General features: G+C 52.6%; 24 protein-coding genes. 12 read left to right on the forward strand and 12 right to left on the reverse strand.

The window, feature by feature from the left end; all coding sequences use genetic code 11:
* Window positions 1-101: 101 nt before the first annotated feature.
* The 3 genes from BZK40_RS06620 (at window position 102) to BZK40_RS06630 (ending at window position 3175) form a co-directional block, all read left to right on the forward strand.
* Entirely contained in the window at window positions 102-875 is a 774-nt protein-coding gene (locus BZK40_RS06620) for a winged helix-turn-helix domain-containing protein (protein ID WP_020996049.1), read from the forward strand.
* Window positions 872-1336, forward strand: coding sequence for a YqeJ family protein (locus BZK40_RS06625; protein WP_003827183.1), 465 nt, complete (start codon window positions 872-874; stop codon window positions 1334-1336). The genes BZK40_RS06620 and BZK40_RS06625 overlap by 4 nt, the downstream gene beginning before the upstream one ends.
* A gap of 342 nt (window positions 1337-1678) precedes the next feature.
* Window positions 1679-3175: a C69 family dipeptidase gene (locus BZK40_RS06630; RefSeq protein WP_032945412.1), complete on the forward strand. Its 1497-nt coding sequence runs from the start codon at window positions 1679-1681 to the stop codon at window positions 3173-3175.
* Between the two features lie 36 nt (window positions 3176-3211).
* Here BZK40_RS06630 and BZK40_RS06635 read toward each other — a convergent pair whose 3' ends face one another.
* Entirely contained in the window at window positions 3212-4114 is a 903-nt protein-coding gene (locus tag BZK40_RS06635) for a LysR family transcriptional regulator (protein WP_079934365.1), read from the reverse strand.
* A gap of 104 nt (window positions 4115-4218) precedes the next feature.
* On the opposite strand from BZK40_RS06635, the gene BZK40_RS06640 reads away from it, so the two are divergent.
* Window positions 4219-5226, forward strand: coding sequence for a zinc-binding alcohol dehydrogenase family protein (locus BZK40_RS06640; RefSeq protein ID WP_048215259.1), 1008 nt, complete (start codon window positions 4219-4221; stop codon window positions 5224-5226).
* A gap of 16 nt (window positions 5227-5242) precedes the next feature.
* Window positions 5243-5533: a putative quinol monooxygenase gene (locus BZK40_RS06645; protein WP_162623446.1), complete on the forward strand. Its 291-nt coding sequence runs from the start codon at window positions 5243-5245 to the stop codon at window positions 5531-5533.
* Between the two features lie 39 nt (window positions 5534-5572).
* Here the strand turns inward: BZK40_RS06645 and BZK40_RS06650 are convergent, their stop codons facing one another.
* A complete protein-coding gene (locus tag BZK40_RS06650; protein WP_079934366.1) occupies window positions 5573-6349 on the reverse strand; it encodes an SDR family NAD(P)-dependent oxidoreductase in 777 nt (258 codons plus the stop codon).
* A 146-nt stretch (window positions 6350-6495) separates the two neighbouring features.
* Here BZK40_RS06650 and BZK40_RS06655 point away from each other — a divergent pair, with 146 nt between their 5' ends.
* Window positions 6496-7440: a LysR substrate-binding domain-containing protein gene (locus BZK40_RS06655; protein WP_079934390.1), complete on the forward strand. Its 945-nt coding sequence runs from the start codon at window positions 6496-6498 to the stop codon at window positions 7438-7440.
* A gap of 25 nt (window positions 7441-7465) precedes the next feature.
* Window positions 7466-8368 carry a carboxylate/amino acid/amine transporter gene (locus BZK40_RS06660; RefSeq protein ID WP_003827166.1) on the forward strand — a complete coding sequence of 301 codons (903 nt, stop codon included), beginning with the start codon at window positions 7466-7468 and terminating at the stop codon, window positions 8366-8368.
* Between the two features lie 28 nt (window positions 8369-8396).
* On the opposite strand, the gene nlpA is transcribed toward BZK40_RS06660, so the two are convergent.
* The 9 genes from nlpA to BZK40_RS06710 form a co-directional block, all read right to left on the reverse strand.
* Window positions 8397-9215, reverse strand: coding sequence for a lipoprotein NlpA (gene nlpA / locus BZK40_RS06665; protein ID WP_008786507.1), 819 nt, complete (start codon window positions 9213-9215; stop codon window positions 8397-8399).
* A gap of 215 nt (window positions 9216-9430) precedes the next feature.
* The gene (dagF, locus tag BZK40_RS06670) at window positions 9431-10174 is read right to left on the reverse strand and encodes a 2-dehydro-3-deoxy-phosphogluconate aldolase (RefSeq protein WP_032945420.1); all 744 of its coding nucleotides are present in this window, start codon (window positions 10172-10174) and stop codon (window positions 9431-9433) included.
* Window positions 10161-11270, reverse strand: coding sequence for a D-glucosaminate-6-phosphate ammonia lyase (gene dgaE / locus BZK40_RS06675; RefSeq protein WP_079934367.1), 1110 nt, complete (start codon window positions 11268-11270; stop codon window positions 10161-10163). The genes dagF and dgaE overlap by 14 nt, the downstream gene beginning before the upstream one ends.
* A 3-nt stretch (window positions 11271-11273) precedes the next feature.
* Window positions 11274-12134 (reverse strand): PTS system mannose/fructose/sorbose family transporter subunit IID, encoded by an 861-nt coding sequence (locus BZK40_RS06680; protein WP_005121522.1) that lies wholly within the window; start codon window positions 12132-12134, stop codon window positions 11274-11276.
* The gene (locus BZK40_RS06685; RefSeq protein WP_003023960.1) at window positions 12131-12880 is read right to left on the reverse strand and encodes a PTS mannose/fructose/sorbose/N-acetylgalactosamine transporter subunit IIC; all 750 of its coding nucleotides are present in this window, start codon (window positions 12878-12880) and stop codon (window positions 12131-12133) included. The genes BZK40_RS06680 and BZK40_RS06685 overlap by 4 nt, the downstream gene beginning before the upstream one ends.
* Before the next feature lie 25 nt (window positions 12881-12905).
* Window positions 12906-13391: a PTS sugar transporter subunit IIB gene (locus BZK40_RS06690; RefSeq protein ID WP_003023959.1), complete on the reverse strand. Its 486-nt coding sequence runs from the start codon at window positions 13389-13391 to the stop codon at window positions 12906-12908.
* A gap of 12 nt (window positions 13392-13403) precedes the next feature.
* Entirely contained in the window at window positions 13404-13829 is a 426-nt protein-coding gene (locus BZK40_RS06695) for a PTS sugar transporter subunit IIA (protein ID WP_048215255.1), read from the reverse strand.
* A 213-nt stretch (window positions 13830-14042) separates the two neighbouring features.
* The gene (gene dagR, locus BZK40_RS06705) at window positions 14043-16841 is read right to left on the reverse strand and encodes a transcriptional regulator DagR (RefSeq protein WP_079934368.1); all 2799 of its coding nucleotides are present in this window, start codon (window positions 16839-16841) and stop codon (window positions 14043-14045) included.
* Between the two features lie 90 nt (window positions 16842-16931).
* Complete coding sequence (locus tag BZK40_RS06710; RefSeq protein WP_079934369.1) at window positions 16932-17348, reverse strand: GNAT family N-acetyltransferase; 417 nt, start codon at window positions 17346-17348, stop codon at window positions 16932-16934.
* A 130-nt stretch (window positions 17349-17478) separates the two neighbouring features.
* Here BZK40_RS06710 and BZK40_RS06715 point away from each other — a divergent pair, with 130 nt between their 5' ends.
* Entirely contained in the window at window positions 17479-17772 is a 294-nt protein-coding gene (locus BZK40_RS06715; RefSeq protein WP_008786509.1) for a YicS family protein, read from the forward strand.
* Window positions 17773-17809: 37 nt separating this feature from the next.
* Here the strand turns inward: BZK40_RS06715 and BZK40_RS06720 are convergent, their stop codons facing one another.
* Window positions 17810-18757 carry a LacI family DNA-binding transcriptional regulator gene (locus BZK40_RS06720; protein ID WP_032941556.1) on the reverse strand — a complete coding sequence of 316 codons (948 nt, stop codon included), beginning with the start codon at window positions 18755-18757 and terminating at the stop codon, window positions 17810-17812.
* A 292-nt stretch (window positions 18758-19049) separates the two neighbouring features.
* On the opposite strand from BZK40_RS06720, the gene BZK40_RS06725 reads away from it, so the two are divergent.
* From BZK40_RS06725 to BZK40_RS06740, 4 genes are read left to right on the forward strand one after another with little or no spacing between them, the layout of a single operon-like run.
* The gene (locus BZK40_RS06725; RefSeq protein ID WP_008786511.1) at window positions 19050-19364 is read left to right on the forward strand and encodes a PTS sugar transporter subunit IIB; all 315 of its coding nucleotides are present in this window, start codon (window positions 19050-19052) and stop codon (window positions 19362-19364) included.
* A gap of 12 nt (window positions 19365-19376) precedes the next feature.
* On the forward strand, window positions 19377-20708 hold the full coding sequence (locus BZK40_RS06730; RefSeq protein WP_008786512.1) for a PTS cellobiose transporter subunit IIC: 1332 nt from the start codon (window positions 19377-19379) through the stop codon (window positions 20706-20708).
* A 20-nt stretch (window positions 20709-20728) separates the two neighbouring features.
* The gene (locus BZK40_RS06735) at window positions 20729-22111 is read left to right on the forward strand and encodes a glycoside hydrolase family 1 protein (RefSeq protein ID WP_079934370.1); all 1383 of its coding nucleotides are present in this window, start codon (window positions 20729-20731) and stop codon (window positions 22109-22111) included.
* A 12-nt stretch (window positions 22112-22123) separates the two neighbouring features.
* On the forward strand, window positions 22124-22426 hold the full coding sequence (locus BZK40_RS06740) for a PTS lactose/cellobiose transporter subunit IIA (RefSeq protein WP_008786514.1): 303 nt from the start codon (window positions 22124-22126) through the stop codon (window positions 22424-22426).
* Window positions 22427-22586: the final 160 nt, after the last annotated feature.

Consider the following 22586-nt stretch of genomic DNA (forward strand, 5'->3'; position numbering starts at 1 on the left):
TTCATGAACAAAGAGTGAGGCGCATTTTCGATTTGGATGTAAAATTTAAAGGATGCGTTAGCACACGCTGTGATTCGTTTTGGTTACTGAGGGCTGGGCAATTGTACCTTATCAATCAGTTGGTCGAATTTAATCCTGATAGCAAAAGTCTGGTCAATCGTCAGACCGGGCGAGCAATTCAGCTCCAGCTCCCTGCCTCGCTCTGTTTTCTCTATTTAATTACTCACGCAAGTGACATTGTTTCCCAGAACACGTTGATGACAATTGGTTGGGGTGAAAGAAATAATGTGACCACCACCAACACATTTTACCAGGCTATTCTGACGCTACGAAACGCGCTGGCGGACGTGGGGTTGCCTCGTGATACGGTGAAAACTATTTCCCGACGCGGGCTCAGATTAAATGAGAATACGCAAGTAGAGACAATAACGCTTCAACAGAGTGAAGTTTCCCCGCCGCCGGTTATTGAAGAAATCCCCCCCGCAAAGATAATTCCTTCGACACCACAACAAACGACGCAGATACCCTGGTTTGAGGTTTTATTTAGCGCCAGTGTCGTGATTGCCACGTTGATCATCTGGCTGGTGTGGTATCAAACGCGCCCTGTTATGCCGTTTAGTAAATTTGTCCAGGCTTCCATGCAGACCCCATCGCGGCAAAATTGCAAAATCTATTACTCACCAAATGAACACGACCAGCAAGGCTATTTCAATCTGATGCAGTTACATCCCTATCTCTGTGAAAACAACAAGCACGTGTTTCTTACCGGTTACAGCAAAGCGGAAAGGATCGTGGCATTTGTCTGTGATAAAGATGCACGGGTGGATGCTAACGCATTTTGTACTACTCATTATTACTGGATGCGAGGGCAATGAAAAAAACACGCCACCTTATAGTGCTCGTGGCCGGGCTGGTTACTGTGCTCGGTTCAGGCGGATGGTTATGGCATTCACGCTATGCCGACAAACCGCTGAATTGCATCGGTAACATGGAATGGAATATTGGCAGCAACCGCTTTACGGGTACGTTATCGTTTCGGATGTACAACAGTGAAGGCCTGGCCACTATTACCGGCAAACTGTACGGGCGTAATACCTCAGACATTAGCAGGAACATCTATTTTAACTACACCCAAAAGCGCGATGCCCGAGTGCTACAGGCGATGCAGGTCGTCAAAACCTTCGCTGACACCGCTGATGAAGCGGATATTAACGACACATTACCTGGATTTTACCGCCAAAGCGGACGAAGCCTGAGCCTGGTCATGGAGGAGTATAAAGGTGCATGGATTTTTGCCAGCTCCAATGTGCCCTCGCTGTATTGCCGCAAAAGGTAGCGTCATATCCGGAAACAAAAAGTACGGCCCCTCAATGAAATTCACATTTGTCATCATTGACTTACGCGACATGGGTCACTGAATCCACACATAACCCATTGCTATTCTTCATCGCGAATCAGGAAACATCCTGAATATCATAATATCCGTTGCGTAATAATTAAGCGAAATGGGCGTTATATTTTGCCCAGAAGACTTCAACCTACGGATGGATATTTGGAGAAGACGTGGGCAGGGGCGTTTATCTCTCTCGCGAGCAATGTCTGAGCGTTCAGGCGTTATCGCATTTCAGGAAACGGTGTGTTTCCGGTGTATTTTTGGCGTACATATGAGGGATACGTAATGTTTACTTTTAAAAAGTGCCTGATTGCACTTTCTATAAATTTGGCCGTTGTTTCATCAGGTTTTGCTTGTACGACCCTGCTGGTCGGCAACGAAGCATCAGCGGACGGCTCCATGCTGGTCGCCCGTAGCGCAGACAGCGATGCCCTGAAAGCACAGCATTTTGTCATTCATCCGGCAAAGCAAAATCAGACCGGGGTATACAGCACCAAAGCACATAATGGTGCGAATGATTTTACCTGGCCACTGCCGAAAAACTCTCTGCGTTATACCACTGTCCCAAACTGGAAAACCCAACTGCACGGCGCGACCGGATTTAACGAGCTGGGTGTCGGCGTGAGCGGTACAGAATCCATTTTTGCCTCACCGAAAGCACTGGCCGCCGACCCGTACGTTGAGGATAAAGGGATCACCGAAGACGATATCCCGGATATTCTGCTGTCACAAAGTAAAACCGCACGTGAAGCTGTGGCGCTGTTGGGCCATATCGTTGAGACCGTCGGCGCAGGCGAAGGTTTTGGCGTTGCCGTCGTCGACGATAACGAGATCTGGTACCTGGAAACCGGTAGCGGCCACCAGTGGATGGCGCAGCGTCTGCCGAATAACCAGTATTTTGCCACCGGTAATCAGGGCCGCTTACAGGATTACGATCCTAAAAGTCCGGACATGATGGCGTCAAAAAACCTGATTCAATTTGCGACTGAAAAAGGGCTGTACGATCCGGCGAAAGACGGTAAATTCAACTTCTCCAAAGCCTATACCCGTGATGACGAGCGTGACCGCACGTATAACGACCCTCGCGTATGGACCATCCAGAAAGAGTTCAATCCTTCCGTAAATCAGGATATGGCCAAAGGGCGCGAATTCCCGGTCTTCATGACGCCAGAGAAGAAAATGACGCTGGACGATGTGAAAGCCGTGTTGCGTAGTCACTATGAAGGGACCAGCCATGACCCGTACACCAACGGTCTGAACGGCAAAGAGCCATGGCGTCCGGTCAGCGTTTTCCGTACCTATGAAGCGCACGTCATGCAGGTCCGTCCGTGGTTGCCAAAAGAGATTGGTGAAACGACCTACATTGGCCTGGGCATGGCTGACCTCACCGCCTTCGTTCCGTACTACAGCGGTCTGAAAGCGTATCCGGCTAACTACACGATGGGTACCGATAAAGCGGACGATCAGTCTATCTACTGGAAATATCGTAAATTACAAACGCTGACGATGACCGATTATCCGAAGCTCGCGCCAATCGTCAAAAAAGCCTACAAAGCGTGGGAAGACAAAGTGGCGAAGGAGCAAAAAGAGGTCGAAGCAGAGTATCTGAAGATGGCGAAAACCGATAAACCCGCCGCGGATAAGATGCTGAATGACTTCAACCTGCGCATCATGGCCGACGCCGAGAAGCTGACGGAAGATCTAACCAATCAGCTATTTACCATCCGTACTAAAGACATTCAGTCTGATATTTTCTTTGCGAATGCAACGAAAAAAGACTGAGTAACGACGCGATAGTATTCTGGCGTAAAGCGCTTATTAGCTTTGCGCCAGCATTTCACACCGCGCCTTCACCGCCTCGTGCAGAAGGCGTACCGCGGTTGAAAGCTGCTTCCGATGCGGGCAAATCATATTCAGCGGGACTTTCTCTCCCTGATAATCCGGCATCAGCAGTTGTAATCGACCGTCACGCACATCCTCGCTGACATCCAGCCACGACTTGTACGCCACACCTTCTCCGGCAATCGCCAGGCGCCGGATCACTTCCGCATCGTCACTCATAATGGTGCCGTTAACCTGCACACTGCTGACCTCGCCGTTGCGCGTAAACGTCCAGCGATCGTGCAGGCGGCCGCGTAATACGAAGGTCATGGCGTTGAGCTGTGTTAAATCATCCGGGGTTTGCGGCGCGCCGTTTTGCGCAACCCATTCCGGTGATGCCACCAGCACGCGTCGGTTACCCGGTGCAACGGGCAGGGCAATGTAAGACGCGTCTTCGGTGTTGCCATAGCGAAACGCAACATCGACGGGGTCTTTAAAGACATCCGTTACCTGGTCGGAGAAAAAAATCCGCAGGCGCAGCGCGGGATAGCGGCGTCGAAACGACTGAAAGACCGGCAGCAGCAGGTTACGACCGAGATCGGAAGGCACGGCGATTTGCAGCGTGCCTGACACTTCATCTTCCGGGGTCTGAATTTTTTGCAGCCCGGCATGCATTACGTCCAGCATCTGGCGAGCATAGGGTAGCCAGACCTCGCCCTCCGGCGTCAGGCGCAGGCTGCGCGTAGAGCGGGCGAACAAGCGGATAGCCAACGTAGACTCCAGACGCTTGATAGCAGAACTGACCTGAGCAGGCTGAACGCCGACTTCGCGCGCGGCATCGCTAAAACTATTCAGCGCCGCGGCGCGGACAAACAACGTGAGATCTTCAAGCCGGAACATTTTCACTCCCCGAGTATAAGTCCTGTCGCCGTAGGGCTATTTTTCCCGTTCTGTTACCGGTTTACCATCAAATTATTCAACTGATTCCTGTGACCGGAGAGACCATGAAAGCCATCGCCATTACCCGCGCCGCGACCGACGGCAATAACATTGAATTTTTACAAGAGATTGACCTGCCCATGCCAGTTGCTACCGGGCACGATCTGCTGGTTGAAGTGAAAGCCATTTCCGTCAACCCCGTTGATACCAAGGTCCGCGAAGGTTTTAACGCTGATGTGCCGCGTGTGCTGGGCTGGGACGCCGTTGGCGTGGTGAAGTCCGTGGGCGAAGCCGTCACCCTGTTCGCACCCGGCGATGAAGTCTGGTACGCCGGAGCGCTCGGCCGCGCTGGCAGTAACAGTGAATTTCAGCTGGTTGATGAACGTATTACCGCGCTGAAGCCAAAAACACTGGATAATGCTTCTGCTGCGGCGCTGCCACTGACAGCTATCACCGCCTGGGAAATGCTGTTCGACCGTCTGGGCGTTGAGGAAAATGGCAATGAAGATGATGTGTTATTGATTGTTGGCGCGGCTGGCGGCGTCGGTTCTATTCTGACACAACTGGCCAGTAAGCTGACCAAAATGACCGTCATCGGTACCGCATCACGTCCGCAGAGCCAGAAATGGGTACGTGAAGCGGGCGCTCATCATGTGATTGACCACAGCAAGCCGTTGACGGAAGAGCTGGCACGGATAGGCATTAAAGAGGTGACGCACGTTGCCAGCCTGAACAATACCGAGCAGCACTATTCGCAAATTATTGCCGCACTGGCGCCGCAGGGCAAACTGGCGCTGATTGACGATCCGCAAACTCTCGATGCGCGCCCGCTGAAGGCCAAAAGCATTTCGCTGCACTGGGAGTTTATGTTTACCCGTTCGATGTTCACAACCCACGACATCATTGCGCAACATCAGTTACTGACCCGCGTGGCGCAGTTGATCGACGACAGCACCCTCCGTACCACGCTGGGCGAACATTTTGGCGCGATTACCGCGGCAAATCTGCAAAAAGCCCACACGCAAATTGAAACCGGTCGCTCGGTCGGCAAGATTGTGCTGGAGGGGTTTTAACATGTCTGATTCTGACGTGATTTCAATTATTGCGGTACTGAAAGCCAAACCGGGGAAAATCGACGCACTGAAACAGGCGCTACAAGCTCTGCTGCTGCCCACGCGCCGGGAGCCGGGCAATATTGAATATGCCCTGTTCCAGTTACGCGACACGCCGGATGTGTTCTACGTGCGCGAATCCTGGCGCGGTCAGGCCGGTCTGGATGAGCATATCGCTCTGCCACATTTCCAGGCGTTCATTCTACAAATGAACGATCTGCTAGCCGAACCGCTACGGCTGGATTATCTGACGCCGATTGAGCCTTAATGTCTCGACGCGCCCCCGCAGCTATGCGGGGGATTTATATCAGCCATTACGCCCAGCCATAACTCCCCCATCGACATCCCAGATGGCGCCAGTTACCCATTGCGCTTTGTCTGACAACAGGAAGGCGACGGATTCAGCCACATCACGCGGCATACCAACCCGACCAATCGGATGGAAGCTGTCAAAGCTGCTCATCACACCTTGTACGTCTTCTTTCGGGATAAATCCTTCGTAGATAGGTGTATGCACGACTGCTGGCGAAACGGCATTGACGCGGATCCCATTCGCCCCCAGCTCGATGGCCAGATTTTTAGTTAATGCATGCAGGCCCGCTTTTGCCATTGAGTACGCTGAAGAAGGTGTTGCGCCAATTGCCTGTTGCGCCCACATCGAACCAATATTCACGATGGCACCCTGGATGTTAGCCGCCACCATATTACGCACGACATCGCGGGTGATAAAAAACGTCGCGCGGTTGAGGCTCATGTACAGTTCATAATCTTCAACTTCATGATCAGTGAAAGGTTTTGGGAAAAAAACCCCAGCTGCATTTACTAACAGGTTGATGTCTTTGTGCTCAGCATTCACCGTTGCCATCACCTGCTTAACGCCCGCTTCTGACATCAGATCCGCCACAATGACAGAGACGTCACCCAGTTCCGCCAACGCCTGACGGGCCCGTTCCGCTTTCTCGGCGCGATTGCCAACCAGCACCACTCGACCACCACCCTGGAGGATCAGTTTTGCGGTTTCAAATCCGATACCACTGGTACCGCCCACCACTAACAGTTTTTTGCCGACAAATAATGTGTTCATCGCTAGCCTCGTTTCACGTATTCGTTAATGCGCTAACAATGCCACTCCCCTGAGGCGCTGACGAATGAGAAGAAATAGCGAACCGAGAAAGAAAATCTATCTCGATGGCATATACTGAAGATATTCACAAAACGGGAAATGACCTGATGCGCTCGCTTAATCGGCTTAAATGGTTACACGCTTTTGAGGCCACAGCCCGCCACGGCAGTTTTACTGGTGCGGCGCAGGAACTGGGGGTCACTCCGGCTGCCGTTGGGCAACTGGTACGTGCGCTGGAAGACTGGGTTGGCCACCCGCTGCTGCATCGAACCCGTTCAGGCAAAGAGCGTCTCACGCTGGTCAGCGAAGCACAGGACGCGTTGCGCGAGATAACCCAGGGACTGGATAATCTGGAATCTGGGCTGAACAAGTTACGCGGTCGGCGAGCACGCTCGGTGGTGATTATCACGGCCTCTCAGGTACTGGTGATGAACTGGCTGATGAGCCGCCTCAATCGTTTCTCACAAGCGCATGAAAACATAGAATTACGCTTGAACGTGACGGAAAAGCTGATGGATGTTGCTCATGGCGAAGCGGATCTGGGCGTACGTTGCGGTAAAGGCGACTGGCCTGGGGTAAATAAAACCTGGCTGATGGATGAAGAAGCGGTTCTGGTCTGTAGCCCACGTATTGTGCCAGTAGATAAAATATCCTGTGGAGAATGGTTGGCCGCACAGAAGCTTATCCATGATGACACTCCCCACCCCGGCGCCAATTTCCCGGGCTGGAATGATGTCCTGACCGCTACCCAGGCACCTGCCGTTCGCGACAGTGGATTGCACATCAACTCTACCTCTGCAGTGATTCTGGCGGCGCTCAGCGGTCAAGGTGTCGCCATTGTGCGTAGGGCATTGGTGCAGCAGCTACTGACAGACGGACAACTGGTTCAGCTTCATCCCAACACCCGCTGGCCTCTGGCGTGGTCTTACTACATTGTTACGCCACAGCACGCGGTAATGCGCCCGGAGGTAAAAGTCTTTAATGACTGGCTGATTGCGGATGTGCTGGCAGAAATCGCAACCATCTCTGCTATGATGCCTGCACACAAATAAAACAAAACAACATGCCGAGGGAAAGATGAGTTCCACCAGAAGAGGGATGATGAACGTCCTGATTGCCGCCGTATTGTGGGGAAGTTCAGGCGTTTGCGCGCAATACATCATGGAGCAAAGCCAGATGTCGTCGCAGTTTCTGACCATGACGCGCCTGATTTTCGCCGGGCTCATTCTGCTGATGCTCTCTTTCGTTCACGGCGACAAAGTGTTCTCCATTATCAAAAACCGCAAAGACGCCATCAGCCTGCTGATTTTTTCCGTGGTTGGGGCGCTCACCGTACAGCTAACCTTTCTGCTGACTATTGAAAAATCCAACGCCGCCACCGCGACGGTGCTGCAATTTTTGTCACCGACCATAATCGTGGCGTGGTTTTCCGTGGTGCGCAAAGCACGACCGGGGATTTTAGTGCTGACTGCGATCTTCACCTCGCTTATCGGCACCTTCTTGCTGGTCACCCACGGTAACCCGACGTCGCTGTCTATCTCACCTGCCGCGCTGTTCTGGGGAATTGCCTCGGCGTTTGCCGCCGCGTTCTACACCACCTACCCCTCAACGCTTATCGCGCGCTATGGCACGCTGCCGGTTGTCGGCTGGAGTATGTTAATCGGCGGCATGATCCTGCTGCCGTTTTATGCCGGACAGGGCACTAATTTCGTGGTGAATGGCAGTTTGATTCTGGCGTTTTTCTATCTGGTGGTCATCGGCACGTCGCTGACGTTTAGCCTGTACCTGAAAGGCGCGCAGATGATTGGCGGACCGAAAGCGAGCATTTTAAGCTGCGCGGAACCGTTGAGCAGCGCGTTGCTGTCCCTGCTGCTGTTAGGTATTACCTTTACCCTGCCAGACTGGCTGGGCACGCTTTTGATCCTCTCTTCGGTAATACTTATCTCAATGGACTCACGTCGCCGCGCCAGAGCGGTTTAACACCAACCGGCGCGGCAAAAGGTTATGATTACCAGCCCGGAACCGCGCCACCGTTAAAGATAGTTTCTGCCGCCTTCGCCACTTCAGGTGACTGATAAGATTGCAGGAACTCTTTCACATTCTCGGCATCTTTGTTGTCTTCTCGCGCCACCAGAATGTTCACATACGGTGAGTTTTTGTCTTCAATAAATACGCTGTCATGTACCGGGGAAAGCCCGGTTTGCTGGATGTAGGTGGTACTGATAATCGCCACATCCACTTTCTGATCGTCCAGTACACGCGGCAACTGCGCACCTTCCAGTTCCATAATTTTCAGATGCCGCGGATTATCAGTGATATCCAACGCTGTTGGCAGCAGACCGGTATCCGCTTTCAGCGTAATTAACTTCTCTTTTTGCAGCAGCAACAGCGCCCGGCCCAGATTGGTAGGATCGTTAGGTATCGCAATCGTTGCACCGTCTTTTAGTTCAGCGACAGTTTTGATTTTCTTCGAATAACCAGCCATCGGGAACACAAAGGTATTGCCTACCGCAACCAGCTTATAGTCGTGTGCTTTATTATCTTGTTCAAGGAACGGACGATGCTGGAAGACGTTGGCATCCAGCTCACCATGATTGGTGGCATCGTTGGGCAGCAGAGAACCGCTAAAACCCACCAGTTCTACCTCCAGACCATATTTTTCTTTAGCGACTTTCTTCGCGACCTCCGCTACATCCTGCTCAGCACCGTTAATTACACCCACTTTTATATGCTTTGCATCACTGCTCTGTTGATCGCATCCTGCCAGCAATAATCCCGCCAGTAATACCGCCGCCCCGGCCCCGAAATAAGGTATCTTCAGCTTCACGTTTTATCCTTTTGCAATAACCGCCTGATGAGTAATGAAATGACTATAGCGGGAAGGCCGCTGCGGTTTAAAAAACGAAAAAGCATCAGCAAGAAGAAAAAAGCATAAAGCAGACATATGGACAAAAATGCCCGATAGCGCTTACGCTGACCGGGCTGGTGACATGAGGTTATCTGTAGGCCGGATAAGCGAAGTGCCATCCGGCGATAGCAACATCACACCAGAGCTTTGACTATCTCCATCAGCCTGACGATATCTGCAGGCCGGGTATTACCGGTCTGTGGGTCGATAATCGAGCTGTAAACATGCGGCATGACGCGCGGTACTCCCGCCTCCAGACAGGATTGCAGGATAACGCCGAAGTTATCGAGATCGATACCGCCGGTCGGTTCAATCAGCGTCATGCCGTTTCGTGCTGCAGTCGTCGCCAGTGCGTATAGCTCAGGCAGCGACTGTTCACCGCCCATTGGGAAGAACTTCGCCGCATGGGCTCCTGAATCCAACATCATACGGACCGCTGCCTCGCAGGAAACGCGGGCTGGCGTGCCCTGGCTGCTGCTGACGCCGGTCGAGATCAACACGTCCCCCGGCGTGCCAGTGGGACTGACTAACGCGTTGATATGGGTCTGTTCACCGCCCGTTGCCGCCAAGGCGCCTGCCGCAAACCCGCAACCGGTAAAGGTCTGGTTGACGTGTGCTGGATGTACCTGTGAGGCAATCATCGCCGCTTTGTAATACTGCGCCGGGTCACCGGCCCCCAACCCCACAGAAATCGACGGCACGTCGTTCATCCAACGTTTTACTTCCAGAACCCCTTCCTCAACCGAGGAAAACTGCGCCGAAAGAATGCCAATCACCGCGTGGCCTTCGGCAGCATCATAGATTTCCCGCGCATTGGCGATATCCTTCGCCAGCACGTTAATAGCCACTTTATTACGATAAAAATTAATGTGCTGCATGTTCTGCAATCTCCTTTAATCGCTCTACGATCAACGCCATTTCCCCTTCTGCGACCGTACGCGGGTCAAGACTAAAGACGCCCTGATGAAGGTTGTAACGGCGAGCGTAGATCGCGATATCGCCCTCACGCAGGTGCGCTTCTACAGCGTAAGCATCCATTCCCAGCACCTGCGCATTCACCCCAATACGAATCCGCCAGATAGCGCGTCCGGCCTCATCCTGCTCGATATCCGCATCCAGTCCGCGAATCGCTGAAATCGCCTGCGCCACAGGGCGGAGCTCTTCGGCAGTGACTACGGTTTGTCCCTGATGGTAGTTTTCCAGGGCATACACCAACCCAACCATATTCTCTTTGCCGATTTTCATCGCCCGGGCAATCCCGTGGTGCTGCGCTTTACACGCGGCAATCCACTGTTTCTTCCCGGTGATAAATCCGGAGGTCGGCGCGTTAAAAGCTTTTGCCCCGCTGTAGACCACCATATCCGCCCCGCTCGCCACCCATGCGTGTAAATCCTCCTCGGCGGCGGCATCGACAATCAGCGGCAGGTTGTGAACCTGCGCGATCTGCACAAAATCCGCAATGCTCAACATCCCCTTCTGCACGCAGTGGTGCGATTTCACGTACAGCAGCGCGGCGGTGCTATCGGTAATCGCGCTCTCCAGCTGCCAGCGGGCCGCCAGATTACTTGAGCCAACCTCCACCACCCTCCCGCCGCCCAAACGGATGGCGCTGGTGATAGGCGCACCGTAGTCAACGTTATGCCCGCGCAGCATGACCACTTCATTGGCCATACCTGCGCTGTCCGGCATCAGCGAGACTCGCGCCTGGTCACCACGGGTAATGGCGGCGGCAACAGCGATAGCAATGCCCGCCGATGCACAGGAGGTGACATAGCTGTCTTCAGCCCCGGTGTAGCGGGAAACCAGTTCTCCAGTTCTGTCCACCAGCCGATCAATTTCAACAAAGGCTGAAGCAGCCCGTGCGGTGGCCTGCATTACTTCCGGCGCTACGCTGGAAACACCCAGAATCGTCATCTTGCCGCAGGCGTTAATGACCTGTTTTAGCCCCAATTGTTGGTAGATATTCTGTGTCATGGCTTACAGCACTCCCAGCAGCGAACAGACCACGCTGAGCGCGACAATCGACAGTAAAATCGTGGTGTAACGCGGCCCTTTCTTCACCAGATAGAAATAGATGGCGAACACCGCCGCCAGCGGCAACAGGCCGGGGGCAATAGAGTCGAGGATTTGCTGGACCACCACTTCAGAGCCTTTCAGGGCGCTAAGTTTTAACGGCGTGGTGATCTTGACGTAGCTTGCAGAAAGCGCGCCCATCATGATCAAACCCAGCACGTTAGCGCCGTAGATAAGTTCCTTTATTCGCCCTCCCTGCAGCAGCCCAATTATCGAGTCACGCCCCAGCGTATAGCCTTTGTGAACCATGCCATAGCTGATTGCCAGCGTAATAGCAGGATAGAGAATTAACGGTACAATTCCGCCCATCGCGCTGCCATTCGCCGCAAACGGGATGAATATAGCAATTAACAGCGGCATCACGGCGGCCCAGATGATGGAGTCCCCCATCCCGGCCAGTGGTCCCATCAGCCCGGTTTTAATCCCGGTAATTGAGGCGTCGCTGATCGGCTCGCCGCGGGTTTTCTGTTCCTCCATCGCAATGGAGATCCCCTGAATCACCGCCCCGAACGTCTGCTCCGAGTTGAAGAAGTTCAAATGGCGTTTCAGCGCTTCAACCTGCTCCTCTTTTTGCGGGTAGAGTTTTTTGATGATCGGCGTCATTGAGGCGCAGAAAATAAGGCTTTGCAAACGTTCATAGGAGCTGGAAACTTCCGCGCCTAGCCAGTAGATAAACCAGGCTTTGGTGATGTCTGCTTTGGTCAACGTGCCGCTTTCACGCGCGCGCTCCACCAGTTCATGCTGCATTACGTCGCTGCTCATCATGCTGCTCCTTCATTTTTCGCCAGACCTTTAATGAGGAAGGCCACGCAGGTACCAAAGATTGCCATCGCCATGATGTCTACCTTCAGATACAGCACCGCAAAGAAACCGCCGATAAACCATGGCAGCAGGCTCTTTTTACCGATCACCATAATGGTGATGGCGAAGCCCAGCGCCGGCAGAATGCCGCCCATAATTTCAAAGGAGTGCGTCAGCCAGTGCGGCATCAGCTTAAGGAAGCTTTCCACAACGTCCTGACCAAAATAGTTGGCGGCGAAGACCACCGGGAAACGCAGTACCAGTCCGAGCAACGCCGGGTAGAGGAACGCACAGCGCATAATGCCCGCCATGTTTGCCGTTTCCGCATGCTTGTCGGCCATATGTACCCATGCCGCGTTTAGCGTGCGGCGCAACTGGTCGAGGAACACGCCGATAACGCCAAACGGGATCGCCAGTGCGATAGCCAGGTTCGGGTCCATTCCGGCCTTCACGGCGATAGGAATTGAAATGCAGGCAGCCAGCGCCGGATCCGACGGGACGTTGCCGCCTGGCGTGGAGGTCACGCCGAGATAAACCAGCTGCATACCTGCACCGATGATCATCGCCGTTTCCATGTTGCCTAACAGCAGACCAACGAATACGGCAATCACCACTGGCTGTAGCAGCATGGCGGAGAAGGTGTAGCCAAGGCGTAATCGGGCAAACCAGTAATACAACCCCATTAGGCTTGCGAAGACTAAAGTATCCATAATTAAGTACCCTGTTATCAAAGAATTAGAATTTTTTCAGGATATCGTCCAGCGACTGAGGCTTATCTTCCGGGATAGTCTGGAAGAACACCTGAATCCCACGATTTTTCAGGTCGCTCAGAATGCCGACGTCTTTTTCATCCAGCGTAATGTTCTGGAATACCGCTTTGCGGTTTGGCCCACCGCCCAGCCCACCGACCTGAATGGTGGTGACATCAAAACCCAACTGGACCGCTTCCTGAACCGCCGCCAGAGAGGGGAACAGCACCAGAACCTTGCCGTCACCAAGCTGGTTTTCTTTCCATGCGGCGGCAAAACTCTGGTTACCAAAGCAATCCACTTTGATGTTCGGCGGCGCGGCCATCAGGTAGATGTTTTTCATAAACGGATCGGCATCCAGCTCATCGCTGACCACTGCAATCCGGTTTGCCTGAGATTGCCCAACCCATTTGGTCACCACTTGCCCATGAATCAGACGGCTATCGATACGACATAAAACGATGTTTGCCATGATGTTTATTCCTTATTGTGATTGTTGTAATTGACGTACGTGGGCAACAACGTCCAGGCAGCTACTACGCCCGGCCTCGACCAGATCGGCCACGCAGGTGGTCAGTTGGCCATGCTCGCGTTTGTCGAGCGCCTCCAGTAACAAAGAGGCGTTGAGCCCTGAAATCACTGCCACCGGGTAATCGGCGCTCAGCCGTGCCGCCACGTTAGACGTGGTGCCGCCAATAAAATCAGTCAGGATCAGTGAGCCTTCCGGCATAGTTTTCACTACGGCTTCGACGCGTTGATAAAATTCGCCGAGCGTATCAACAGGCATTAGCGCGATTTCCGTTACGCCTTTGATTTCGCCCATCACCATGCGCAGGCTGTTGCAAAGCTGTTGCCCCCAGCCGCCATGGGTCAGCAGCAGGATCTGGGGCAAGGATTCAGTGGTAGTCAAAATGGCCTCCTGGCTCGATTACATGAGACTTGCAATGCCTGATGGCGCTTTCGCTTATCAGGCCTACGGGAAGTGCTTTTGTAGGCTGGATAAGGCGTTTTATGCCGCCATCCGGCAAACTCATCAAAGTAAGAGCAAAGGCTGTGCCAGAATTTGTGTCACGCGGGGGAGTTATGGATGCCGACGGGGCGCAAAGCCCCGCAAGTCTTGGGATTAGCTATACAGCAGTTCGTAGATATAAAAATATTCCGCGTCCGATAAGCGAATGGCATAGGCCTCTTCGATCGGCAGGAAAGCCGATTTAATGACACTAAACGCACGAATATCCAGATCCGGCTTGTTCTCCAGCGCCATCTGTAACGGTTTGCGGTTAATCACAATACGCTCGACCATACAGCAGCAATGGATCAGGAAGCGCAGTGTCACCTGACGGCTCGGTTTGAGCGACAGCGCAGCGGTCAGATTATTCAGCACGCCTTCCATCTCTTTCAGAATACGCTGCGGGTTGAGCACCGAAATATGGTTAATGATGCTCTCCATAGTCAACGCGCTGATAAAGCGCATCGCGCTACGCTCCATCTCCAGCCGGCGTTCGCTGCTGGAGAGATCTGGCGTCAGCAGGCTGAGCACCAGCTCAGGGCCTTGCTCAGAGAACAACTCCTCGAGCGAGATAAACGGAATATCCGGCAGTCCTGGCTGGAAAGTACCCACTATGCCCGCCAGACGTTCACTGGCGTTAATCGCCTGCTGAACACGCTCCAGGCTGCGAACTTCGTTGTAATCGAGGATCACCATCCGCGTATCCTGCGACATCAACTCACCGAAGCTCTCTTCCAGCACCTTTTTGATTTTTTCTGCTGTTCCCATCCCTGTAATGCAAGAAATGACCAGCACTTTACCGCTGTTTTCCTGCTGTGGCGTACAGAGCTGACAGGGAATATTTTTGCTCTGCATCAACGCCGCCAGCTGCGGCAAGTCGCTGGTTTCGTAGCTTAAATCCAACCCTATTTCCAGCAGACTGGTGAGCGTGATGTTGGGCATCAGCAGAACGTCTATCTGGAATAATTTGCTGATCGTACTGCCAAAATGGACCAGCGAGCCAATATCCACCATCAGGATCAATCGGCGATACTGCCGGGTTTGGATCATCTGTGTCAGAGCTTCCAGCGTGTCATGCACTGACTGCTCGAAAGGCATATCGATAGCGCTGAACACCTCGCGCTCCAGCACGCGATTCACGTACTGCGCCTGGCTTGTGGCGGTCGTCGCGCCGTGGGCAATCAAAATCACCCCGCAGTCAGGACTGGCGTCAATCCGTTGGCGGTAATGGCGACACTCTTTGAGGAACAGGCACAGCCAGACCACCTCCGTCGCCGGACACTGAATATGCAGCAGTTCATTGATTTTTCGGCATAACAGCGTGGCGTTTTCGTATTCATCTTTGCAGCGATCGAGGATCAGGCTGGAAGAATAAAGTTGCGGAATAAGGCCGCGCTGCACGTAGCCAATCAGCGCCAGAAAGTGTTTGCGCAGCGGGTTAACCAGATTTTCCGGCAGCGTAAAACCAAGCACCTGCTCAACGCAGCCGATCAGCAGCGTAACTCGCTCTTCAATCTGATCGCCATAGCGCGGGGGATGCGCCACACTATCGCGGCTGTAGAGACCATATTCAAAAATCGAGCTGAGTTTGTTTTTGAGGATTGCCAGCGTTTCAGCAGGTGGTACGTTGCTGTTACGCAGGTTGATATATTCCCGGGTCAGGAAGCTGTAAAAGAGATCGCTCTCTTCAATTTCAGCTCCGGTGGCCAGCGAATTTTTCAGTGCCGGCAACGTGCGGGCATCAATGCTCAGGTTTTCTTTGCCTTCGAACAGCGCCCCAACCAGCAGACGTTGTTCCGGCGTGGCGTTAAAGGGGATCTCGGTCAGACGTTTATCCAGCTGTAGCGTATCGCTGTGCTCCGTCATCCCCGAGGCCCAGGCCTGGGCGCAGAGAAACTGAATATCGCTCTTGAGCTGACCAATATTGCCTTCCAGCGGCTTGTTCAGCAGCCAGAGCAGCAGGGTACGGTCGATGCTTATCGTACGCTCGATTTTGCGGCTCTCACGCTGTAAGAAACCAACAATCAGTTCAACTTGCTCTTCCACCGAACGCTGGCGGATACCGGGGAGATCGATACATACCTGAATACGTCGCTGGAAGGTACGCAGCAAAGCCGAGCTTACCGGTTCGGTGGTCGCACATATCAGGCGAACTGAAATAGACCGCGCCACAGCGCTTGAACCCAGCGGCCGGTATTCACCTTTGTCGAGAATAGAAAACAGCTTTTCCTGACCTTCATACGGCAGGCGATGCACTTCATCAAGCAGGAGATAGCCGCCATCAGCCTGTTCGACCAGACCGGGTTTATTCTCGTTTGCGCCGGTAAACGCCCCCTGTCGATGACCAAACAGGTGCGAAGAGAGCAGTTCCGGGTTATGCGCGTATTCCGCGCAGTTGAAATAGACCAGCGGTGGAGGCGTTCCCTCTGCACGTTCGCAAGCGAAACGGTGCATCAGTTCGGCAAAAAAGGTTTTACCCACGCCGGAGGGACCGGTCAGCAGAACATGCAGTCCGTGGGGATACAGCACCGCCGCGCGGCCTTTTTCCACCGCATCACGCAGGCTGCGATCGTAACCAATCAGGCCGGAAAAGGGATCGTCTGTTGCCTGGTTTTCCTGAACAGGCAACAGGTCGGCAACGGTTTGCACTTCTCGCTCGGACTCATCCAGTTTGCGCCCCAGCAGCGTTTCAATCGCCTGACGATGCAGAAAGAATACCGGGCGCCCACGGCTTTTAATCGCCAGGCCGTCGTTCCAGAGCTGATTGAGATCTTTACTGACCGAGTTGCGCGCCAGCCCGAGGTTGAAGCCGATGGCCTCCGCCGTGAACGCCGTTTCCTGCGCCAGATGGGCAAGATTCAGTCCTCGCGTCAGCCGTTCCAGCTCTCCCAGTATTATCTCAATCCGTCTCATCTCTTTACCGCTTAAGAAATAAATGATTGTTCAGAACATACACTATTCTGCTGCGCAAGAAAGTGAGGCGGCATCCAGACCTTCCGGTCATCAAAACGTTTTCGACAAATAATGGCGCGCGGAACCGGTTTCCGGGAAGTTATCGAGGGTCATTTGCAGCTGATAGCCGTTTTTCTGATAAAACGGCAGCGCCTGGAAACTCATGGTATCCACCAGCGCATGCAGGCATCCTCTCTCACGCGCCGTCTGTTCTGCGGCCTGCATCAATTTTGTGCCGTAACCACCTTTACGCAGCGAGTCATGCATCCACAGAAAATCAATGCACAGCCATTCGCCTTTGATTTTGCCGATCAGCCCACCCAGAATGTCATTGCGCTCATCGCGCCAGTACACCGCCAGGTCGCCAAAATTGGTGGTTCTCAGAAACTGCCGGTTGTAAGCGCGCAATCCGGCAAGCAGGGCATCTTGATCGTCTTCGGTAATCGTATCTGTAATCTGTATTTGCATCCTATCCTCCTGAAATAACTACAACTTCTGGCTGATTTATTTTTAGACATTAACACAGGGTGATGAGTGAGTCGTATGCCGTCTACACTTACTCTTGAGATGATGCGCATAGACAACAAGGATTATTATCATGAAACGAGTCATTTTTCCGATTATTGCCGTCCTTTTCACGCTACCCGGTCTGGCACATGCCGACTCGGCTTATGGCAGTCTGCAGGCTGTACACGAAAAGAATACTGTTATGAAGGATTTACGTAAGATTTGCACCCCGCAAGGGTCGCCATCTGATGAGGTATGGGAAAAAACGATTATGGCTGATACGCGTAATCAGCAGCACATCCGCGAAGCCATTCTGGCCATTCAAAGAAACAATCAAAACAACTACTGGGAAGCGCTTGGCAAAGTTGAATGCCCGGATTTATAGGCGTGAAGCGAAATAGCCCCACGCCAGAGGGAAAGCGTTAACGCTGAGGAATAATTAAGTCGCCGCGCAGCACGTACGACCCCAGCACGCTCTGGGTTTTCTCGTTGAGCCAACTGACGATCCGCGCCGCCATGGCGTCCATGGAATATTCAATCGCCGGGATCGTAGGGATTCCCGGCAGATGCAGCGAACCGGCCAGGCTAAAGACCATAATATCTTGCGGTACTGATTTATTAAACGCCTGCAACTGCGGGATAACCCGCTGTGCCTGCTGTTCATCCGCCACCAGCAGCGCGTTAAAATTCAGCGTTGACGCGTTGTTCAGCAGCTCCTGCAAGGCCACTGACGATGACGTTGCAGCCATAAATACCAGGTTACGGTTAAACGGCAGGAAGTTTTTTTCCAGCGCGTGTTTATAGCCCAACAGCACCTGATCGGAGAAACCCATCCCGTCCGGATGAATTAAAGCAATCTGGCGTCGGTTCTGACTTATCAGGTAGTTACAGGCGGTTTCGGTAGCGAACTCATGATCGAACTGGATGCTGTTGACGTCATCGCCGGAATCCAGACAATCCACCAGAATGACATTCTCCTGATTGATGTTCAGCGGAAAACGCGCGCCAATAATCAGGACGTCATCGCACAAGCCGCAGCTTAATTCATCAAGAGCGCTCATGACTTCCGCTTTGGTATTGGCAAAACGCAGCAGCAGGTGCTTTTGATGCTGGCTAAGATGCTTTTCCAGCGCATAGAGATAACCCGTGGTCTGATTAATGTTGTCCTGCGCGCATATCACGCCGATACAGCCCGTAGACTGGCTGAGTAGCGACTGCGCAATCACGTTCGGACGATAATTGAGTTCATCCACCGCTTTCAACACGGCGAGGCGGCTGGCCTCTTTTACGCCACGCGATCCGCTCAACACGCGTGACACAGTGGCTTTTGACACGCCAGCCAAACGCGATACATCGTTGATAGTAGACATCATTCTCCCCTGACAGGACCCGCCTGGCCCTTTCCATCCTGAATTTAACATTGGCTCAAATAATCGCCATCCGCAGTATAGCTGTTTCCGTTTTTCATGGAAACCGATTTTCCATTTGGACTCAAAAAGAGATCTTCACAGCTAATTTCGTGAGCTAAATCCAAATAATTAGCCTTATAAGAATAAGATCTTGATGGCCGTCACAGTTCTGTTTTCCATGAATGGAAACCGGTTTCCGTATGATATCAAATCAGACTCGCAATAAGTTTTTACATTTAAAGGATGGTTCACTATGTTCAGGATTATGTTGTGTTGTTCGGCAGGGATGTCCACCAGCTTGCTGGTTCGCAAAATGGTTGAAGAGGCAGAGTCTCGCGGATTGCCTGTGAAGATTGAGGCCTACGGCGTTTCCGAATTTGACATTCAGTTTCCAAATTACCAGGTGGTGCTACTCGGCCCCCAGGTAAAGTACATGCTTAATACGCTCTCCGAAAAGGCTGCCACCCAGGGTATACCCGTAAAAGCCATAGATATGATGGATTACGGTATGCAACGCGGTGACAAAGTGCTGGATTATGCTCTGTCGCTGATTGAAGCGACACACTAGAAAGGTGTCATTATGAGTTCGTTATATCAGTCAATGGTTGCCGTCATTGAACAATCCATCACCCCGCTCGCTGGCAAGTTAGGGCAGCAGAAGTATGTGATTGCAATTCGTGACGGTTTTACGGCGGCGCTGCCGTTTATGATCATCGGCTCCTTCATGCTGGTGTTTATTTTTCCGCCGTTCTCTGCCGATACTACCAACAGCTTTGCCCGGGGCTGGCTCGATTTCTCGGCAACTTATCGTGAACAGCTTATGCTGCCGTTTAACCTCAGCATGGGTGTTATGACGTTCTTTATCTCCGTGGGCATTGGTGCCAGCCTGGGCCGTCAGTTTAACCTCGATCCGGTGATGTCTGGCCTGCTGGCCTTTATGGCGTTTTTACTGGTTGCTGCGCCCTATGCCGACGGTAAAATCTCGACGCAGTATCTTTCCGGTCAGGGTATCTTTACCGCCCTCATCACCGCCATTTACTCCACCCGTATATATGCATGGCTGAAGCAGAATAACGTGACAATCCGTCTGCCGAAGGAAGTCCCGACCGGCGTCGCGCGTTCATTCGAGATCCTCATTCCGGTACTGGTGGTGATTGCGACCCTGCATCCGCTGAACCTGTTTATCGAAGCACAAACCGGGATGATCATCCCGCAGGCGATTATGCACCTGCTGGAGCCGCTGGTTTCCGCTTCTGACTCACTGCCCGCTATTCTGCTTTCTGTGCTGTTGTGCCAGATTTTCTGGTTTGCCGGCATTCACGGCTCATTGATCGTAACCGGCATCATGAACCCATTCTGGATGGCGAACCTGTCCGCTAACCAGGCCGCTCTGGCAGCGGGCGCTGCGCTGCCCCATGTCTATCTGCAAGGTTTCTGGGATCACTACCTGCTGATTGGCGGCGTCGGTTCAACTTTACCGCTGGCATTCCTGCTGCTGCGCAGTCGCGTCGCGCATCTGCGTACTATCGGCAAAATGGGAATTGTGCCTAGTTTCTTTAATATCAATGAGCCTATTCTGTTTGGTGCGCCAATCATCATGAACCCGATGTTGTTCATCCCGTTTGTCTGCGTCCCGCTGGTTAACGCCGTGCTGGCCTATAGCGCCACCAAACTCGGCTGGCTGGCACAGGTTGTTTCACTGACGCCGTGGACTACGCCTGCGCCAATCGGTGCTTCCTGGGCCGCAAACTGGGCATTAAGTCCGGTGGTGATGTGCTTTATCTGTATGGCGATGTCAGCGCTGATGTACCTTCCATTCCTGCGTGCTTACGAACGTTCTTTGCTGAAAACCGAAGAGCAAAAAGCACAGGATGCCGTCTCCGTGGCGAACGCTGCCCGTAGCAACTCATAATGAATCAAGGAGTCAGAACAATGAGATACCGTTTTCCTGAAAACTTCTGGTGGGGCAGTGCCTGCTCAGCGCTGCAAACCGAAGGGGATAGCCTGAACGGCGGCAAAAGCCAGACCACGTGGGACGTGTGGTTCGACCGTCAGCCAGGTCGTTTCCATCAGGGAGTTGGCCCGGCAACTACCTCGACCTTTTATCAGCACTGGAAACAGGACATCGCACTGCTCAAACAGCTGAAGCATAACAGCTTCCGTACGTCTCTGAGCTGGTCGCGCCTGATTCCGGACGGTACCGGCGAGGTTAATCCTGAAGCCGTCGAGTTCTATAACAACGTCATCGACGAGCTGCTGGCACAAGGCATTACGCCATTTATCACCCTGTTTCATTTCGACATGCCGATGGTGATGCAGGAGAAAGGTGGCTGGGAAAACCGTGAAGTGGTCGAGGCGTTTGGCCGCTATGCACAAACGTGTTTTACATTGTTCGGCAACCGGGTTAAGCACTGGTTTACCTTTAACGAGCCAATTGTCCCGGTTGAAGGCGGCTATCTGTATGACTTCCATTACCCTAATGTGGTGGATTTCAAACGTGCAGCCACCGTGGCGTATCACACCGTACTGGCGCATTCGACGGCGGTTCGGGCATATCGTGCCGCAAACCATGACGGTGAAATCGGCGTGGTGCTGAATTTAACGCCTTCCTACCCGCGCTCACAAAATCCGGTGGATGTAAAAGCCGCACACTATGCGGATCTGCTGTTTAACCGCAGCTTCCTCGACCCGGTGCTGAAGGGTGAATATCCGGCGGATCTGGTTGAGCTGCTGAAGGAGTACGATCAGTTACCAACATGCCAGCCAGGCGACAGCCAGTTAATCGCCGAGGGCAAAATCGACCTGCTCGGCATCAACTACTATCAGCCGCGTCGCGTGAAATGTCGTGATAGCGCCATCAACCCGGATGCACAGTTTATGCCGGAGTGGCTGTTTGATTATTACGAAATGCCGGGGCGGAAAATGAACCCCTACCGTGGCTGGGAAATTTATGAGCCGGGTATTTACGATATTATTACCAATCTGCGTGATAATTATGGCAACCCGCGCTGTTTTATTTCTGAAAACGGTATGGGTGTCGAGAATGAGCAGCGTTTTATTCAGCAAGAGCAAATCAACGACAGCTACCGTATTGAATTTGTTTCTGAGCATCTTAAATGGCTACATAAAGGAATTAGCGAAGGCTGTAATTGTCTTGGCTACCATATGTGGACCTTTATTGATAACTGGTCATGGCTTAACGGTTATAAAAACCGCTACGGTTTTGTTCAGTTAGATTTAGCAACGCAAAAACGTACTGTGAAAAAAAGCGGCGAATGGTTTGCCCAGACCGCCGAAAATAACGGATTCGATTAGGAAGAGAACAACATGATTGCATTAGAAGAAGCAGTAATGGAAATCATCGTCAATGCCGGGCAGTCCCGCAGTCTGTGCTTTGAAGCGCTGCATGCCGCGCGCGCCGGCAATATTGACGAGGCAAAAAGCCTGCTTCGTGAGGCTGACGGTTACGCCCGTCAGGCTCATCACATGCAAACCAAATTGATCGAACAGGACGCCGGGGAAGCCCGGCAACCAATGACATTAATTATGGTGCATGCGCAGGACCACTTAATGACGTCGTTATTAGCCCGCGAACTGTCAGAAGAAATTATTCATCTGTATCAGCGTTAATCGTTAATTACACATTCAACAACGGAGAAAGCATTACGATTAAATAAAGCAGCCCTGTACCCGTTATTAAATAGACAAATCAACTTGTTTTGGTGATAGCAAATTAAACCGAGACGGGATGGTTATTATCTTAAAATAAATTAATGCACACGCTTATTCA

This window comes from Citrobacter portucalensis (assembly GCF_002042885.1).
Lineage (GTDB): Bacteria > Pseudomonadota > Gammaproteobacteria > Enterobacterales > Enterobacteriaceae > Citrobacter > Citrobacter portucalensis.